Origin of the sequence: Pelomonas parva, assembly GCF_043555835.1 — a bacterium.
In the GTDB taxonomy this organism is placed as follows: Bacteria; Pseudomonadota; Gammaproteobacteria; order Burkholderiales; family Burkholderiaceae_C; genus Pelomonas; species Pelomonas parva.
On record NZ_JBIGHV010000004.1, the window covers coordinates 178548 to 192896 of the forward strand.

12 protein-coding genes are annotated in these 14349 nt (G+C 69.9%); 3 read left to right on the plus strand and 9 right to left on the minus strand.

The genetic code is table 11. From position 1 onward, the window contains the following. Positions 1-2: 2 nt before the first annotated feature. The 9 genes from ACG00Y_RS11490 to hrcA form a co-directional block, all read right to left on the minus strand. Positions 3-557: a protein phosphatase CheZ gene (locus ACG00Y_RS11490; RefSeq protein WP_394478888.1), complete on the minus strand. Its 555-nt coding sequence runs from the start codon at positions 555-557 to the stop codon at positions 3-5. Positions 558-682: 125 nt separating this feature from the next. After that, positions 683-1477: a DUF2520 domain-containing protein gene (locus tag ACG00Y_RS11495; protein WP_394478890.1), complete on the minus strand. Its 795-nt coding sequence runs from the start codon at positions 1475-1477 to the stop codon at positions 683-685. Continuing rightward, entirely contained in the window at positions 1474-2238 is a 765-nt protein-coding gene (locus ACG00Y_RS11500) for a class I SAM-dependent methyltransferase (protein WP_394478892.1), read from the minus strand. Before ACG00Y_RS11500 ends, ACG00Y_RS11495 begins: the two co-directional genes overlap by 4 nt. An 88-nt stretch (positions 2239-2326) precedes the next feature. Then, positions 2327-3241, minus strand: coding sequence for a serine O-acetyltransferase EpsC (gene epsC / locus ACG00Y_RS11505; protein ID WP_394478894.1), 915 nt, complete (start codon positions 3239-3241; stop codon positions 2327-2329). A 48-nt stretch (positions 3242-3289) separates the two neighbouring features. Further along, entirely contained in the window at positions 3290-6310 is a 3021-nt protein-coding gene (locus tag ACG00Y_RS11510) for a PAS domain S-box protein (protein ID WP_394478896.1), read from the minus strand. Between the two features lie 116 nt (positions 6311-6426). Beyond that, on the minus strand, positions 6427-7026 hold the full coding sequence (locus tag ACG00Y_RS11515; protein ID WP_394478898.1) for a YdeI/OmpD-associated family protein: 600 nt from the start codon (positions 7024-7026) through the stop codon (positions 6427-6429). A gap of 3 nt (positions 7027-7029) precedes the next feature. Next, on the minus strand, positions 7030-8139 hold the full coding sequence (locus ACG00Y_RS11520) for a ThuA domain-containing protein (protein WP_394478900.1): 1110 nt from the start codon (positions 8137-8139) through the stop codon (positions 7030-7032). Beyond that, entirely contained in the window at positions 8136-9287 is a 1152-nt protein-coding gene (locus ACG00Y_RS11525; RefSeq protein WP_394478902.1) for a PDDEXK nuclease domain-containing protein, read from the minus strand. The genes ACG00Y_RS11520 and ACG00Y_RS11525 overlap by 4 nt, the downstream gene beginning before the upstream one ends. 358 nt (positions 9288-9645) lie before the next feature. Then, positions 9646-10653: a heat-inducible transcriptional repressor HrcA gene (hrcA, locus tag ACG00Y_RS11530; RefSeq protein ID WP_394478903.1), complete on the minus strand. Its 1008-nt coding sequence runs from the start codon at positions 10651-10653 to the stop codon at positions 9646-9648. 67 nt (positions 10654-10720) lie between these two features. On the opposite strand from hrcA, the gene ACG00Y_RS11535 reads away from it, so the two are divergent. From ACG00Y_RS11535 to rapZ, 3 genes are read left to right on the plus strand one after another with little or no spacing between them, the layout of a single operon-like run. After that, entirely contained in the window at positions 10721-11587 is an 867-nt protein-coding gene (locus ACG00Y_RS11535) for an NAD kinase (protein ID WP_394478905.1), read from the plus strand. Then, positions 11587-13284 carry a DNA repair protein RecN gene (gene recN, locus ACG00Y_RS11540; protein ID WP_394478907.1) on the plus strand — a complete coding sequence of 566 codons (1698 nt, stop codon included), beginning with the start codon at positions 11587-11589 and terminating at the stop codon, positions 13282-13284. Before ACG00Y_RS11535 ends, recN begins: the two co-directional genes overlap by 1 nt. Further along, complete coding sequence (rapZ, locus tag ACG00Y_RS11545) at positions 13281-14204, plus strand: RNase adapter RapZ (protein ID WP_394478909.1); 924 nt, start codon at positions 13281-13283, stop codon at positions 14202-14204. Before recN ends, rapZ begins: the two co-directional genes overlap by 4 nt. The last annotated feature ends 145 nt before the right edge of the window (positions 14205-14349 follow it).

The following is a 14349-nucleotide window of genomic DNA, read 5'->3' on the forward strand; positions in this document are numbered from 1 at the left end:
GACTAAAAACCCAGGCTGGCCAGCAAGTCGTCCACATCGTCCTGCTTGAGCGCCTTGTCGGGCGTCTGCACGCCGCCGAGTTCATCAGACGCCGCGACTGCGACGGGCGCGGGCAGCGACGAGATCAGGTCCTTGAGCGGCGGCTCGGCGCGCTCCAGCATCTTGCTGACCTTGTTGATGACCTGGCCAGAGAGATCCTGGAAGTCCTGCGACATCATGATCTCGGTGTGCAGCGACTTCTCGCGCGCGGCGAAGCTGGCAGCGTCCGACGCATAGGCCGCGCACAGCTTCATCAGTGCACGGGCACGGTCCGGGCTGATGTTGCTGGACAGCGCCAGGCGGTTCAGTGCGTCGGACAGCTCGCGGCCCTTCTTGCGCACGGCCTCGGCGTCTTCCTGCGCGGCCTCCACGAGGTTGAGCACCTTGGTGGCGGCCTGCTCGGTCATGCTGCGCACATACTGCAGACGCTCGCGGGCATCCGGCAGCTCATCGACGACGTTGTGCAGGATCTGGGCGGCGTCGGCGCGAATCAAGGCCTGGATGGAGGCGTCGGACATGAGGTACTCCCTGGTGGCCCCGACCACAGCGACAGGGGCGACGGCAGTCTAAGTCGCGCGCCCCCGGCCAGGAACGCGCCGGCGGGGGGCGAACGCCACCTTTGTCACGCGCGCTGCAAACGCTGTCAGGCGAGCAGCGTGCGGAGTGCGGCGACCTGCGTCGCGTCCAGCCGCCCGGCGGCCTCGGCCAGCGCCAGCTGGCGCCGCGCCAGTGCCCGCATCAGGTCATCCGGCAAGCCGGCCGACTGCAGCGCGTCGAGATGCCGCGCCAGCACACCGGCGTCGCCGCGGGCGACGGGGCCGGACACCGCCCCGGCCAGCCCGCGCGCGCCGGCCGTGTCCAGCGCACCGCGTGTCAGCGGCAGCAGCGCGGGCAGCGCGTCGCCCGCGGCCAGGCCGGCCGCGCGCCACAGCGCGCCGGCCTCGGCCAGCACGGCCAGCACGCCGCTGGCGGCCAGGTTGGCGGCAGCGTGATAGGCAGCGCGGGCCTGGGCGCTCATGGGCGACGGCAGCGCCAGCGGCACGAGGCCCAGCCGGTGTGCAAGGTCTTGCAGCGCAGGGCGATGGGTTTCGGCGGCCTCGATGCCGACATGCGCGCCGGCCAGGCCGGCATCACCCGCCAGCAGCTTCAGCGGGTGGAAGCCCGCCGCAGCCGGCGCCGCGGCCAACGCGGCCAGCGGCGTCGCGCCGCTGCAGTGCAGCGCGAGCTGCCCATCGCGCCAGGGCAGGCCGGCGGCCGTCGCGGCGATGTGGTCATCGGGAACGGTCAGCCAGACCCAATCGGCCCGTTGCACCACGTCGGCCAGGGCGGCTTCACCATCGGCACGGCGGGCGATGACAACCTCCTCGCCCGCCGCCCGCAACGCCGGCACCAACGCCCGGCCCAGCCGGCCGTAGCCGACGACGGCGTGCAGTTTCAAGGTTTGACGAACTTCAGCGTCATGCGGTCGCTCTCGCCGATGGCCTGGTACTTGGCGCGGTCCTTGTTGTTGTTCACAGGTGGCAGCGTCCAGACACCGCCTTCATGGTCGGCCGTGTCCTTGGGGTTGGCATTGACCTCGCTGCGGCCCGCCAGCTTGAAGCCGGCGGCCTCGGCGTACTTGATGACGACGGCTTCCTGCACATAGCCGCTGGCCGCCTTGGGGTCTTGCGTGCGCGAGGCCGGAAGGCGGTGCTCCACCACGCCCAGCACACCACCCGGCTTGAGCGTCTTGAAGGCGGCATTGAAGACGGCCTGGGTCTTCTCCGGGCCCTGACTCATCCAGTTGTGCACGTTGCGGAAGGTCAGCACCGCGTCGGCGCTGCCGGGCGGGGCGATGTCGAGCTTGCCGTTGGCGGGGTCAAAGATGGTCAGCTTGACCTTGCCGTAGACACCCATGGAGTCCATCTTGGCCTTGAAACGCCCGCCTTCGCCCGCTGCGGCGTAGAGCTGGCCGGCCTCGCGCAGGTAGGGCGCCAGGATCTCGGTGTACCAGCCGCCGCCCGGAGACAGCTCGACGACGGTGTCGGTGGGCTTGATGCCGAAGAAGCTCAGCGTCTCGTAGGGGTGGCGCCACGCGTCGCGGGCGACGTTGCCGACCGTGCGGTGCTCGGCGGCAACGGCGGCCTTCAGCGGGTCGGCGGGCTGGGCCTGGGCGGCGACGGCAGTCAGGGCAAGGGTGGCGATGAGCCAAGTCTTCATGGGTCTGTCTCCTGTTCGGGCAGCCAGTATCAGGGCGGCGCAAAGACCTGTCGAAGGTCAGCCGTCGGACGCGCAGGCCCGCAGGCTGTCAGCCGGGCTGGAGCGCGGCGCCGCCGTGCGACTGCATGTCCGCCTGCGTGACGACGCTGCCGGGCGGGACGCTGCGCGTCAACCACACATTGCCGCCGATGACGGCACCGCGCCCGAGGGTGATGCGGCCCAGCACGGTCGCGCCGGCGTAGATGACGACCTCGTCCTCGACCACCGGGTGGCGCGGCTGGCCCTTGAGCACATGGCCGTCGCCATCGGTGGGGAAGCTCTTGGCGCCCAACGTGACGTTCTGGTAGATCCGCACGCGCTCGCCCAGCACAGCCGTCTCGCCGATGACGACGCCGGTGCCGTGGTCGATGAAGCAGCCCGCGCCGATGCTGGCGCCTGGATGGATGTCGATGCCGGTCTCGGCATGGGCCAGCTCGGCAACCACGCGCGCGATCAGCGGCAGGCCCAGCCGGTAGAGCTGGTGGGCGATGCGGTGGCTGATGAGGGCGCGCAGGCCCGGGTAGCACAGCAGCACCTCGTCGACGCTGCGCGCGGCCGGGTCGCCCTGGTAGGCGGCGACGACGTCGCTGTCCAGCAGCTCGCGCACGCGCGGCAGCGTCTGCGCGAAGCGGGCAGCCAGCTCGGCCGGGTCGGCCGCCGGCACGCCGTCGCCGCGCTGGCGGGCCTCGTGGCCCAGCTCCAGCGCCGCCTGCTGGCGCAGCGTGGCCAGCGCGGCGCCCAGCGTGTGGCCGACGTAGAAGTCCTCGCCCTCGGGCTGCAGCGTCGGTGGCCCCAGGCGCATCGGGAACAGCGCGCCAGACAGGCTCTGGATCATGCAGGCCAACAGCTCGCGCGACGGCAGCTCGCGCCCGTCGCCGCGCCGGTGCTGCTCGCGCCAGCGCTGGCGGGCTGCACGCAGCGCGTCGACGACATGCTGCAGGTCGGCGGAGGGGGTATCGGTCATGTCGGTCTTCCTGGTTGTGCGGCGGGCGGGCAGCATCATCTCTTGGGGTCAGGCCCACTGCCCGCGACCCCGCGCCTTGGCGCGATAGACGGCGGCATCGGCGCGGTGGACCAGCCCGTCCCAGCCGTCGCCTGCGGCCAGCGCCACGCCCACGCTGGCGCCGATCTGCAGCTCCAGCTGGCCGATGCGGAACGGCGCGGCGGCTGCGGCGACGACCTTGTCTGCGACGGCCTGCGCATTGCCGGCGGACCGGATGCCAGGCAGCACGATGGCGAACTCGTCGCCCCCCAGGCGGGCGACCACGTCGGTGGGCCGCACCAGCGACTTCAGCCGCTCGGCAAAGGCCTTCAGCAGCGCGTCGCCCATGGGGTGACCGTAGGTGTCGTTGACCGGCTTGAAGCGGTCCAGGTCGACGTAGAGCAGGGCCAGGCCCTCGTCATGCTTGTCGTGGCGCTGCGCCAGGTAGGTCTGCAGGCCTTGCCGGTTCAGCACTTCGGTCAGCGCATCACGCTCGCTGAGCTGCAACAGCCGCAGCTCCTCCTGCTTCTGCGCCGTGACGTCCTGCGCGACGCCGACGAAGCCGTCGATGCCGCCATCGGGCAGCAGCAGCGGCACATAGGTCACCTGCTGGTTGCGCAAGCTGTTGCCGGCGGTCGAATCGCGCTCGAAGGTGACGGTCTCGCCCCGCAGCACGCGGCGGATGGCGGCCTCGCTGGCCGCGTATTCCGCCTCGCCGAGAACGTCCCGGATGTGCCGCCCGAGGATCTCTTCACGCGGCCGGGCACGCCAGCGCTCGAAGGCGGAGTTGACGAAGCGATAGGTCTCGTCCGGGCCGACGGCGGAGACGACGGCGGGGATAGCCTCGGCGACCGAGCTGAGCGTCAGGGTCTGCCGGTGGATGAGGTCGCGCGAGCGCACCTCCTGCGAGATGTCCCGCATCACCGAGGAATAGCGCGACACCCGGCCGCCTTCGTCCATGTGGGCGATGACCATGTGGCTGACCGGCACCATCCGCCCGCCCTCCACCAGCGCCTCGCTCTCGCCCAGCCACACGCCATGCGCGCGGGCATAGGGCGTGGCCTCGTCCAGCAGGCGCCGGCTGCTCGCGGGCGTGTAGTAGTCCTGGAAGGCACGGCCGCTCACATCCTCATCGGCATCGAAGCCCAAGGCCGCGCGCACGGCCGGGTTCATGTAGCTGACCCGGCCCTTGGCATCGGTCTGCACGACGAAGTCCGGCGTGTTGTCGAAGATGTCGGTCAGCTCGCGCAGCGCCCGCTCGGCGACCTTGCGCTCGGTGATGTCGACACCCGTCGTGAACAGGCCGCGCACCTCGCCCAGCTCATCGACGTCCGGCATCAGCTGGCTTTCGATGTGGCGCAGCTGGCCATTGATGACCTCCTCGGACTCGAAGCGCTGGGCCTGGCCCGCCAGCGCCGCCGTGAGGTAGGACACCGTCTGCGAATGGCCGGTGAGCTCCTCCCGCGTGCGGCCCAGGATCTCGTCGCGGCCGAGCCCATATCGGCGGCAGTGGGCCTCGTTGACGAAGCGGTAGCGCCCGCCGCGGTCCAGGTAGCCGATGCGGATGGGCAGGTGGTCAGTGATGCTGCGGATGAACGACTCCTGCGCCTGCAGCCGCAGTTCGAGGTTCTTGCGCTCGGTGATGTCCTGCATCGCGCCGACGACGCGGGCCGGCGTGCCATCGGCCTCGTATTCGGTGTCGCCGACGATGCGCACCCAGCGGCGCCGGCCGAGGGCCGAGCGCAGCGGTACCTCGACATGCCAGCGCTGGCCCGTGCGCACACCCTCCTCCAGGCAGGCGATGAGGCTGGGCTGCGCCTCACGCTCGATGAAGTCCAGCGCGCTGAGCAGTGTGGGCGCGTGGTCGTCGGCAACCTCGTGGATCTCCCGCACCGTCTCGGTCCAGTGGATGACCGAGCTGGCGAGGTCCAGCCGCCAGCCGCCCACGCCGGCCAGCCGGCCGGTGATGGCCAGGGCCGCCCGGCTCTCCTTCAGCGCGGCCTCCTGGCCCCGGCGCGCGGAGATGTCCTGCAGGAAGGCGATGGTCGCGAAGCCGTCGCCCTCGGGCACCGACGCGACCGACAACTCCATCGGGATGAGCCGGCCGTCCTTGTGCACCGCCGTCGCCTCCAGACGGCTGGCGAACGACTGCACGACGGACACCCGCGTGCTGTCGGACCGGATCAGCGACGACATCGTCAGCGCCATCGCTTCGTCGCGCGTCCAACCGAACGTGCGCTCGGCCTGCACGTTCCACTCCGTGATGCGGCCGGCCCCGTCGGTGGCGACGAAGGCGTCCGGCGCGTTCGTCAGGATGCTGCGCACGCGCTGCTCCGAGGCCTCCCGCTGCTCGATCTGCTGGCGCAGCGAGACATCGCGCGCCGCCAGCGCGTCGGCCATCATGTTGAAGCGCCGGGCCAGTTGGCCGATCTCGTCGTCGCCGCCCTCGACGGCGGAAGGCCGCAGGTCGCCGCGCGCAATGGCGTCGGTCATGCCTTCCAGCCGCCGCAGCGGGCGCAGCAGCTTGGCCACCACCAGCATGCCCTGGGCGATGAGCAGGCAGGCCAGCACCGCGACGGCCACGACCGTGGTCTGCCGGAAGCGCCGCGCCGCGTCGTTGCTCGCCAGGCGCTTTTCACGGGCCGCCTGGAAGATGGCTTCGGCCAGGCTGCGGGTCTCGGTCAGCAAGGCCTTCACCGGCGGCTCCGGGCTGTCGGCCGCCAGTTGGCCGAGGCCTGTGTGCAGCCGGTCCAGCGTGGCCAGCCACTGTGCCCGCTGCGCCGGGTCGCCCACAGCGGCCTGCTGCAACAGCGCCTTCAGGTCACGCTGCCGATCACGCCAGTTGCCCGCATCCTGCTCGCTGCGTGAGCGCGCGTAGGCCTGCGTCAGGCTCAATAGCGACGACATTTCCCGCGCCGCCGCCAGCGCCCGTTGCTGGCCGGCCTCGGCATCCTCGGAGGAAGAGGCACCGCGCCAGAGCATGAAGGCCAGCGCCAAGGTGACGGCAGCCCCCAGGACCGCAGACAGCGTGAGCAGCGTGCGGACCTTCATCGCGCGGGCGCGCCCGCCTGACAGGCGCCGGTTGTTGGGGTGGCATTCATGGCGGCGACAGCCGTTGAACGGGGATGCGACAAGTATGCGAGATCACACCGACGACGGCCACCAAGCTAACGCCCGCTCTGCGGGTAGATCGTCTCGCCGCGCTTGAGCATGTCGACGAAGGCCGCGATCCGGCGCTGGCGGCCGGCCTCGGTCTTCAGGCTGTGCACGCGGAACGCCAGCGCGAAGCGGTTCTGCTCGCTGAGCTTGCCGAGCATGGCGCGGGCCGCGGGCTCGGCGTCAATGGCGGCCTGCAAGTCGTCCGGGATCTTCAGGTTGCGGCCGCTGCCGTAGGCGCGGTCCCAGCGGCCATCGGCCTTCGCCGCGTCGACCTCGCGCAGGCCGTGGGGCGTCATGCGGCCCGAATCGATCAGCCGCTGCACATTGGCCACATTGATCTGGCTCCACACGCTGCGGCTGCGGCGCGGCGTGTAGCGCTGCAGAAAGCTGGTCTCGTCCAGCCCCTTGCGCACGGCGTCAATCCAGCCCCAGCACAGCACCACATCGACGGCCTGCTTGGGCGTGATCGATGCCAGGCCCGAGCCGACCTTGTGGACCTTGATCCAGACCTCGTCGGCCTGGTCGTGGTGCGCGGCGAGCCAGTCGTGGAAGCTCTGCTCGTCGCGGAACTCGTGGACCTTCGCGGGGTCGACGGTGATCGAAACCATGCGCTAGCGCCCGGCCGGGCAGCTTGTGCCGCCCTTGCCCGCAGCCCATTCGGTCGCCTGCTCCAGCAGCCGCAGGTGGCGCGCGTCGGCGTAGGCCTCGGGCCGGTGGCCGATCGCCGAATAGAACGACCGCCCGCGACCGATGCAGCGCGTCCAGGCGATCGGGTGGTCGCCCATGGCCAGGTCGCCCGGCGCATAGCTCTTCTCGTCGAGCGTCGCCAGGACATGCGCGCCGCCGGTGCGCGGGTTGTTCTTGAAGGAGTACCACTCGTCGCTCATCGCCCAGCCGCTCCCGAGACCGGCGGTGATGGGGCTGGCCGTGTCTTCCACGACGACCTGCGCCTGCTGGAACTGCGGGTTCATCGGATGCCCCTTGAACCGCGCGCCGATCAGCGTGTCGACATACCAGTCCCAGAACACCTCCGGGTCGCCACCCGAGCCATGGAAGCCGACAAAGCCGCCGCCCTCCTCCACATGGGCGCGCAAGGCCGCTCGCTGCGACAGGGTCAGCACATCGCCGCTGACGTTGTTCCAGATCACGGCGTCGAACTGGCGCAGGAAGGCCGGCGTCATCGCCCCGCCCTTGTCCGTGAACGTCAGCGACCAGCCGCGCCTGGCGGCGATGGCCTTCAACGCGTCGCGCGCCGCCTGGATGGCGGGGCCATGCAGGAAGCCGTTGACCTTCTCGAACACCAGCAGCTTCGGCGACCCCGCCTCAACGGCGGCCTGCGGCACGTCGTTGTCGTAGCGGGCACAGCGCGCGGCCTGGTCGGCGTCCGACACGGGGACGTCGCGCAGTTCGGCATCGAGCGCGTCCAGTGCCGGAAAGCCGGGCCTGCCCGCCAGCGAGCGCAGCGTGATGATCGTCGCGAAGCTGGGCATGGCCGTGCGGGTGAACATCGCCGGCAAGGACCGCGCCTGGGGCCAGGTCTTGTGCAGCGCCGCGGTCGCCTGCGGGGACAGCAGCACGTCAATGAGCGGGCTGTCGACCGAGTAGGGCGCGGTGCGCAGCGGGCAGTCGGTGACGGCGCCGGCATGTGACGTGGCGGCGGCACAGCTCAGCAGAAGTGCGGCAACGCTGCCACGCCAGGATCTCGCGATTGCCTTGATCATTGCCCAGCCTCCACATCACCCCCGCCGACACGCCGCGCATCCAGCTCCCGCCTCGTCCTGTCCAACTCGTCCGCCAGCAGCTTCTCATCGGGCAGCACGGTTTGATACTCCGCCGCCAGCACCGTGTTGGGCAGGCCTTCCAGCGCGTAACGCGCCTCGGCCGCGCCCTTCTCGGCGCACAGGATCAGGCCAACCGGCGGGTTCTCGCCGGGCTTCATCCAATGCTCGCGGGCGTAGTTCAGGTAAAGGTGCATCTGGCCGGCGTCGGCATAGCTGAACCTGCCCACCTTCAGGTCGATGACCACGAGGCACTTGAGCCGGCGGTGGAAGAACAGCAGATCGACGCGAAACCAGTTGTCGTCGATGCGCAGGCGGCGCTGCCGGCCCACGTAGGCGAAGTCGTCGCCCAGTTCCAGCAGGAAGTCGGCCAAGTGCTGGATCAACGCAGCTTCCAGGTCAGACTCGGAGTACTCGTCCTTGAGGTTGAGGAACTCCAGGACGAAGGGGTCCTTCAGCGCTTGTTCGGGCGTGACGGCATCGCTGATCTCGGCTGCTTCGGCCTTTTGCAGCATGGCGGCCTTGTTGCGCGACAAGGCAAGGCGCTCGTAGAACTGGCTGCTGACCTGGCGGTCAAGCTGTCGCACGCTCCAGCCACAGCGCAAGGCTTCGGTTTCATAGAAGGCGAGCGCTGCGTCGGATTTGACCGAGAGCAGGCGTACATAGGCCGACCATGGCAGCGGGAAGGCCTGGGACAGTGCAGGCAGGTCAGGTGATTCTCCAGACATCGTCTGGAGAATCTGCCGGCCAGAAGATTTTGCAGACACCGTCTGCAAAATCTGGTCGGCAGGCCATGCCAAATAGAAGCTGCGCATCTGAGCCAGGTTGCGCCAACCAAAGCCGCGCCCGAACTGCCGGGTCAGGTCGGCGCCCAGGCGCTTGATCAGGTCTTCGCCGTAAGTGGCTCGCCCCCGCCCGCCCTGCTCGAACTCGACGATGCGCCGCCCGATCTCCCAGTAACTGGCCGTCATCAGCGCATTGACGCTGCGCGCCGCAGCATGGCGGGCCGCCTCCAGCAGCACGACGATGTCGCCGTGGATGCCGGTGTAGCCCGGCCCGGCATCGGCGCCGCCGGGAATGAGTTCGCTCATGGCTGCACCTCGGCGCGCTTCCAGGCTGTTGTCAAGTGGTAGGCCGTGCAGGACTTGAACCTGCGACCAAAGGATTCCGGTTTGTGCCCATTTCTGGACTCCCTGGACTATGCCTTCGCCATGGGCCGTGAGGCCGGTAGGCGGGCGCCGTCTAGTCTCTACACCTTCTCCTCGCGGAGCTTGGCTCGGCGTTGCCTTGTGCCTTACGGCCGTCAGGGTTCGCCGAATTTGACGCCATTCACTCGGGCGCTTTCGCGGCCCGGTGCACAACTTTCGCTATGAGTCCTCTGCTCTAACCAACTGAGCTAACGGCCCACTGAACAACAACTTCCAGTCTGGAAGAAGGGCCGGATTCTAGTCACCGCTGGCTGAGCGCCTGCCCCACCATCCGCGATGTGATGTCGACGATCTGGATCATGCGGTCGTAGGCCATGCGCGTGGGGCCGATGACGCCCAGCGTGCCCACAACCTGGCCGTCCACCTCGTAGGGCGCAGACACGATGGACAACTCCTCGTAGGGCACGACCTGGCTCTCGCCGCCGATGTAGATGCGCACGCCCTCGGCGCGGCTGGAGGTGTCGAGCAGGCGCATCAGCTGGGTCTTCTGCTCGAACAGGTCGAACAGGCGGCGCAGGCTCCCCATGTCATGGCTGAAGTCCTGCACGGTCAGCAGGTTGCGCTCGCCGGAGACGACGACTTGCTCGTCCGGCTGCTCCATGGCCTCGGTGCCCACCTTGACGGCCGCACTCATCAGCTGGGCAATCTCGCCACGCAGTTCGTCGACTTCGCTGCGCAGGCGTTCACGCACACCCTCCAGCGTCAACCCGGCATAGCCGTTGTTCAGGCGGTTGCTGGCCTCGGCGAGTTCGCCCTGGGTCAGGTCTTGCGCGGTGAAGATGACCCGGTTCTGCACGTCACCGTCGGGCGAGACGAGGATGACCAGCACGCGCCGCTCGCCCAGGCGCAGGAACTCGATGTGGTGGAAGACGCTGGGCTTCTTGGGCGACGTGACGACGCCGACAAAGCTCGACAGGTTGGACAGCATCTGCGCCGCGCTGGCGATGACGCGCTGCGGCTGGTCGGGCTGCAGCCGCGTCGTCTCCACGCCGATGAGGCCGGGCTGGGCCGTCAGCATCGTGTCGACGAACAGGCGGTAGCCGCGCGGCGTCGGCACCCGGCCGGCGCTGGTGTGCGGGCTGGCGATGAGGCCCAGCTCCTCCAGGTCGGCCATCACGTTGCGGATGGTGGCCGGGCTCAGCTCCAGGCCGGAAGCCTTGGACAGCGTGCGCGAACCCACGGGCTGACCGTCCGCGATATAGCGTTCGACCAGGGTTTTCAGCAGGGATTTGGAGCGCTCGTCGAGCATCTCTGCATTCTATGGACACGCCCTTTCCTTCATGGAGAGGCGATACCCCTGTGGTGTAATTTGCCGCATGGCCGAGCGCTTCAGACATGTCGCCATCGTGGGCAAGCATCAAGCGCCGGGCATCAGGCCGGTGCTGGAGGAAATTGCCCAATTTTTGTGCATCCACGGCATCGACGTTTCGCTGGAAGCGGAGACCGCGCTCAACACCGGCATGACGGGCTATGACGCCCTCTCCCACGACGAACTCGGCAAGGCCTGCGACCTGGCCGTCGTCGTCGGCGGCGACGGCACGATGTTGGGCTTTGCCCGTGAGATGGCGCGTTACGGCGTGCCGCTGCTGGGCATCAACCAGGGGCGCCTGGGCTTCATCACCGACATCCCCATCGAACGCTGGCGCGAGTCGCTGGCGCCCGTGCTGGCCGGCGACTACGAGGTGGAATCGCGCGCGATGCTGGAAGGCGCCGTGCTGCGTGACGGCGAGTCCATCTTCTCGGGCCTGGCACTCAATGACGTGGTCGTCAGCCGCGGCGGCACGGCGGGCATGGTGGAGTTGAAGGTCTCGGTGGGCGAGCAGTTCGTCGCCAACATGCGCGCCGATGGCCTCATCGTCGCCTCGCCCACCGGCTCCACGGCCTATGCGCTGTCGGCCGGCGGGCCGCTCATGCACCCCAGCATCGCCGGCTGGCTGCTGGTGCCGATCGCGCCGCACACGCTGTCCAACCGGCCCATCGTGCTGCCGGACCTGGGCGAGGTCAGCCTGGAGATCGTCGCCGGCCGCGACGCGTCGGTGAACTTCGACATGCAGAGCCTGGCCAGCCTGCTGCACGGCGACCGCATCACCGTGCGGCGCAGCCAGCATCAAGTCCGCTTCCTGCATCCCGAGGGCTGGAGCTACTACGCGACGCTGCGTCGCAAACTTCGTTGGTATCTCTGATGCTTCGCCATCTGTCCCTCAAAGACTTCGTCATCGTGCCCACGCTCGAACTCGACTTCGAGCCCGGCTTCGCCGTGCTGACCGGCGAGACCGGCGCGGGTAAGTCCATCCTCATCGACGCGTTGCAGTTGGCCCTAGGCGGCCGGGCCGACGCCGGCGTCGTGCGCGAGGGCGCGGCCAAGGCCGAGATCACCGCCGAGTTCGATACGCCCGCGCATCTGCGCGCCTGGTTGGACGAGGCGGGCTTCGACGCCGCCGACGACGCGCTGCTGCTGAGGCGCGTCATCGACGCCGCCGGCAAGAGCCGCGCGTGGATCAACGGCGGCGCGGCCACCGCCACGCAGCTGCGCGAGCTGGCCGACCACCTGCTCGACATCCACGGCCAGCATGCCTGGCAGGGCCTGACCCGCCCAGCCGCCGTGCGCGAGCTGCTGGACGGCTTCGCCGGCCTGGACACCGCGCCGCTGGCCCGCGCCTACGCCACCTGGAAGCAGGCGCTGGAGGCGCTGCAGGCGGCCCAGGGTCGGCAGGCAGACGCACTGCGGGAACGCGAGCGCCTGGCCTGGCAGATCGGCGAGCTGGACGGCCTGGCGCCCGCCGAAGGCGAGTGGGACGAGCTGAACGCCGAGCATGCGCGGCTGTCGCATGGCCAGTCGCTGATCGACGCGGCGCGCTCGGCGCTGGATGCGCTGGACGACGCCGAGCCCAGCGCCCAGTCGCTGGCCGGCGGCGCGCTGGACCAGCTGGAGCGCGTGCTCGACCACGACCCTCGCCTGTTGCCCGCCGTGCAGGCGCTGCGCGACGTGCAGGCCCAGCTGGCCGATGCCAGCCACACGCTGGCCGGCTATCTGCACAAGGCAGACCTCGACCCCGCCCGCCTGGCGGAGCTGGACGAGCGCGTCTCGGCCTGGATGTCGCTGGCGCGCCGCTACCGCCGCCAGCCGCAGGAGCTGCCGGCGCTGCTGGCGCAATGGCGCGCCGAGCTCGCCGCACTGGACGCCGCCAGCGACCCGGCGCTGCTCGAAGCATCTCTCACCGCCGCCCGCCAGGCCTTCGACGCCCAGGCCCGCGCCGCCACCCGCACGCGGCAGGATGCGGCGCCCCGGCTGGCCGCCGCCGTCACGGCCGCGATGCAGCAGCTCGGCATGGCCGGCGGGCTGTTCGACATCGCGCTGCAGCCGACCGACGGGCCGCAGAGCTACGGCCTGGAGGCCGCTGAATTCCTCGTCGCCGGCCATGCCGGCAGCACGCCGCGGCCACTGGCCAAGGTGGCCTCGGGCGGCGAGCTGTCGCGCATCGCGCTGGCCATCTCCGTGACGGCCAGCCAGGCCGCCAGCAGCGATGCGCCGGGCACGCTGATCTTCGACGAGATCGACGTCGGCATCGGCGGCGCCGTGGCCGAGACCGTGGGCCGGCTCATGAAGCAGCTGGGGCGCGACCGCCAGGTGCTGGCCGTCACCCACCTGCCGCAGGTGGCTGCCTGCGCTGACCGTCATCTCGTCGTCGCCAAGAGCCTGCAGCAGGGCGCCACGGCCAGCCGCGTCACGCCGGTGGCCGGCGAGGCGCGCGTCGCGGAGATCGCGCGCATGTTGGGTGGTGAGCGGCTGTCGTCCACCAGCCTCGCCCACGCCGAGGAGATGCTGGCCGCCTCCACGGTGACAACCCAGGCGACCAAGCCGAGGAAGGCCAGGCCATGAGCGACAACACCCCCGAGACCGACCTGCAGGGCGACGTCGTGTTGCTGACCGGCATGTCCGGCGGCGGCAAGTCGGTGGCCATGCACGTGCTGGAGGACGCAGGCTATTTCTGCGTCGACAACCTGCCCGCCGAGCTGCTGATGGACTTCCTGAAGCTGGAAGAACAGCGCGGCGAGCGCCGCGTCGCCATTGCCGTGGACGTGCGCTCGGCCGGCTCGCTGCCGCTCATGCTGCCTCTGCTGAAGGAACTGCGCGCCATGGGCGTGCCGGTGCGCTCCATCTTCCTGGACGCCAGCGACGACGCGCTGATGCGGCGCTTCTCCGAGACACGCCGCCCGCACCCGCTGCGCGACGGGCGCACCACCGGCGCCGTGCAGCCGGGCGGGGCCAATTCGGACAGCCACCGCCTGTTGCTCGATGCCATACAGCTGGAGCGGGAACTGCTGGTCGGCCTGAAGGCGGAGTCCACCGTCATCGACACCAGCCAGCTGCGCCCGGCGCAGCTGCGCGCCTGGCTCGGCGACCTCGTCGGCCCCAATGCCAGCAACAAGCTGACGCTGGTGTTCGAGAGCTTTGCCTTCAAGCACGGCGTGCCCAGCGACGCGGATTTCGTCTTCGACGTGCGCGTGCTGCCCAACCCCTACTACGACCGCGAGCTGCGGCCGCTCACGGGGCGCGACGCCCCGGTCGCGGCCTATCTCGCGGCCCAGCCCGAGGTCGGCATGATGATGGGCCAGATCGCCGGCTTCCTGTCGCGCTGGCTGCCCAACTTCGCGGCGGACCAGCGCAGCTACCTGACCGTGGCCATCGGCTGCACAGGCGGCCAGCATCGCTCGGTCTATCTGGTCGAGATGCTGGCGCGGCAGTTCGGCCATCACGGCCATGTGCTCAAGCGGCATCGCGAACTCGACGCGCGCTGACACTGAAGCTGGGTGTTCGGGCCGAGCGCTGGGCCGCTCCCAAGCCGGCCCGGCTGGCGATGTGCTTGCGGCTCGATGCCGCAAACATCGCCGTCCCCTTGGGGGACCGTCCAGGCTTGCCCGCGTTCAGCGGCGCAAGACTGGA